The following is a 3109-nucleotide window of genomic DNA, read 5'->3' as shown; positions in this document are numbered from 1 at the left end:
GTCGTGGAGACCAACGCGGATCACGCCGTGGTGTGGACCAAGCCCGACGACCTCACTATCGATGTAAATGACCCGTTGAAGGGACTGGGGCAGGCTTGGCGGGGAGGCTTTCACGTCGGCATGGGCGACGGAGCTGTGAAGTTCATCTCCGAGGCGATTGACCCAGACCTCTTTCGGAAGCTCCTGACGCGAGCGGGGCGCGAACCGGTCAATCTTCCGTAGTGATTCGGGACGGAGCTAGCAGCCTAGAGACGCCCGGCCAATTGCCGTTGGTGCGGCGATGTTAGGTTGCTGTGGGAACTTTGGCGTCGAGTTGAACGGGCATTGGTCCGCCGCTGCATCCGCAACCTGTGCCGCATTGTTGCAGTCGTTTTTCGATCTGCAGCGATGTCGGCGTGGTGGCGAGTCCGCCCAATGCCGTGCAGCGGTGTTCTCGTGGCATGCGTTCTGAAACTCGACGTGCCGCGTCGATGGTTTCGTCCAATGGAATGACAGGATCGAATCCAGCCAAGCACATGTTGGCGCATGAAATCGCGTTGCTGGCGGCGATCACGTTTTTGCCCAAGCAGGGAACCTCGACACGATTGGCAACGGGGTCGCAAATCAAACCCAACATGTTTTGCAGTGCCATCGATGCGGCGCCGGTGGCTTGCGTGGTGCTGCCCCCCGCCATCGTGACCAAGGCGGCCGCGGACATCGCCGCGGCAGAGCCGCCTTCGGCTTGGCAGCCACCGACTTCGGCAGCAAAGCTCCAAGCGGTCGCGATGAACACGCCGATCAGGCCAGCCGCCAGAAACGCTTTCGCAATTTCTTCGTCGGACAGCGACATTGATTCACCCATCGCCAAGCAAGTCGCTGGCAACGCGGCGCAGGCTCCTGCGGTGGGGGCAGCGATGATCACGCCCATCGAACTTTTCACTTCCATCATTGCAGTGGTGTAGAGCACGATTTGGTTCAGGGCACCTGCGTCGAGCAATTGGCCCGACTGCAGCTTGTCTCGGAAACCGCCGGATTGGTATCCGAGCACTCTGTCGGCATACTCGGTTCCGTTCAACCCGGACTCAATGCTGGTACGAGCGATCTGAACGATCTCGATCATCCGATCCAAGACTTCTGGCTCGGTCAGTCCGCCACGTTGTGTTTCATATTCGACCGCCCACTTCCAAAGTGGTTTGGAATCCACATCGGGTTGCGATGTCAGCGTGTTGCAGTCTTGAAACGGGATCTGTGCGTTGGGACGCGAACGAATGGGAAGCACCGGTGCAAGTTGCACCAGAGGTTGGGTGACGGTCCAGGGCAGAGCGGAGCGGAGGGATGTTGGGTCGAGCGGTTCGCTGGATTGGATTTGCAGCATGACGTTGTCGTCGAGCGTTCGCACATGAACGCGATCCGCGGACAACGCTGAAGCGAGAGCTTCGCAATCGAGCGACGCCATGGTGGAAGTGGATGCCGGTTCGTTGAGTCGAATGAGCGTTTCGTCAAAGCCACCGTCCATGGAGACGTCGAAGTCATCGATCGAGGTGACCTCGATCATTCCCCCGCCGGTCGAGGTCGCGATCAAAGTGTGTGACTCTTGTGCCCCGCAAACGGTCAGTCGATAGGTGTTGGGGTGAGCGTCGCCGAAATCGCCGTATTCGAACTCAAAGGCGATGCCGTTGTCGATCAAGTGTTGGCGGGAGTTTGGCAGGCGTTCGTCGTGGGCTTCCCATCCGAGCAACCCGCCGAACAGCCCCATGTCGGAACCCTGGCTGGTGTGGGTCGCGGGCAGGGACCCGGATTCATCGAATTGGATCAGCACATGTTGCAGGTCGCCGTCCACCAAATCGCGAGCGAGACGCCCGATTCGAAGAGCAGCGGCGCAGTGCGAACTGCTGGGGCCACGCATCACCGGGCCGATGACGTCATTGAAGATGCTGACGGTCATGGAATCACTCAACTGCAGCAAGAACGGAAAAGGAAGGTGCGAAGACTCTGACTCAATTGACTTGCTGCGTCAAATTATCGGCGGCTGGACGGAGGCGGATGGAAGCTTGTTTACCCTAATGGGGTGATTTGGGCATTCAGGCTGGTCGACGGACAGCCATCGACTCGAAGTCCATCGTGCGGTCATCCAGTTCAGGCATTGTGAGCGGCGGATCCACTTACCGCTTCAGAAGAACATCTGCTGCGTGAGTTTCTGGTTCTTTGCGGGATAGATTCGCAGTGGTCGTGTTGCGAGGTGGCGGTCGGCGCAGACCAGGTGCAGTTTATCGCCCAGGCATTCGCGATGAGTTTGTAAAGCCACGTCAGGGCAATTGCTCTCGTCGGAAAGGTGAGCCAAGCAGGCCCACTGCAGGTCGCCGCTGGCGAGGGAGATCACTTCCGCGGCTTCGCGGTTGGAAATGTGTCCGCGTGGCCCCGAGATTCGATCGCGAAGAAATTCAGGGTAGCCCGAATTGGCCAGCATGGTTTCGTCGTAGTTGCTTTCGATCAGCAGCGCGTCGAGCGTGTTGACGCTGGCGAGCATGTCATCGAAGACGCATCCCAGATCCGTCCACAATCCAAATCGAGAGCAGCCGTTGTCCAACGTGAAGACGGCTCCATCGACACCGTCGTGTGGCGTGGGCATGGTCTCGATTGCGGTCTCGCCGATCGTGAACGTTTCGCCGGGGACGAAATGCTGGATTTCGTGGACGGGGCCGAGTGGAACGCGGCGCTCGGTCGATTGAAGGGTTCGGCGGCTGATGTGAATCGGCACGTTGAGTTTGCGATTCAGGACGCCCAAGCAGCCGATGTGATCGCGGTGATCGTGCGAGATCACGATGGCATCGATTTCCGATGCGTCGCGTCCGGCTTCGTTCAGCCGAGTTTGCACTTTGCGGAAGCTGATTCCCGCGTCAAAGAGCACACACTCCGAGCCCGTGTCGACGAAGACACAGTTGCCGCTGCTTCCTGATTGCAAACACAGAACATCCATGCGGCAATCGTAGCAGGTTCTCAAGCGACGCAGGAGCACTGTTTGTTGCCACTGCGGCCGAAATCAATCGAGGTGGTTTTCGACCGGTCGTGGTTCGTTGCTACGCCGCTTGTGTTCGCGTCGACAAGGCGTCAGTCCTTGGACTTGGTCGAG

3 protein-coding genes are annotated in these 3109 nt (G+C 58.9%); 1 reads left to right on the top strand and 2 read right to left on the bottom strand.

The genetic code is table 11. The features are described from left to right. The coding region (locus tag ACF8AM_RS05735) for a DUF1559 domain-containing protein (RefSeq protein ID WP_392554711.1) at window positions 1-222 on the top strand (222 nt) is incomplete at its 5' end. 61 nt (window positions 223-283) lie between these two features. On the opposite strand, the gene ACF8AM_RS05730 is transcribed toward ACF8AM_RS05735, so the two are convergent. Then, window positions 284-1924 (bottom strand): L-serine ammonia-lyase, iron-sulfur-dependent, subunit alpha, encoded by a 1641-nt coding sequence (locus tag ACF8AM_RS05730; protein WP_392554710.1) that lies wholly within the window; start codon window positions 1922-1924, stop codon window positions 284-286. A gap of 225 nt (window positions 1925-2149) precedes the next feature. Further along, the gene (locus ACF8AM_RS05725; protein WP_392554709.1) at window positions 2150-2956 is read right to left on the bottom strand and encodes an MBL fold metallo-hydrolase; all 807 of its coding nucleotides are present in this window, start codon (window positions 2954-2956) and stop codon (window positions 2150-2152) included. Between the last annotated feature and the right edge of the window lie 153 nt (window positions 2957-3109).

This window comes from Rhodopirellula sp. JB055, assembly GCF_043100905.1.
Lineage (GTDB): Bacteria > Planctomycetota > Planctomycetia > Pirellulales > Pirellulaceae > Rhodopirellula.
The sequence above is the reverse complement of the archived record's forward strand: the minus strand, read 5'-3'. Positions and strand labels throughout refer to the sequence as shown.

Coding starts and splice junctions, on each gene's coding strand:
- ACF8AM_RS05730 (WP_392554710.1), bottom strand. CDS start 1,924: ATGACCGTCAGCATCTTCAATGACGTCATCGGCCCGGTGATGCGTGGC.
- ACF8AM_RS05725 (WP_392554709.1), bottom strand. CDS start 2,956: ATGGATGTTCTGTGTTTGCAATCAGGAAGCAGCGGCAACTGTGTCTTC.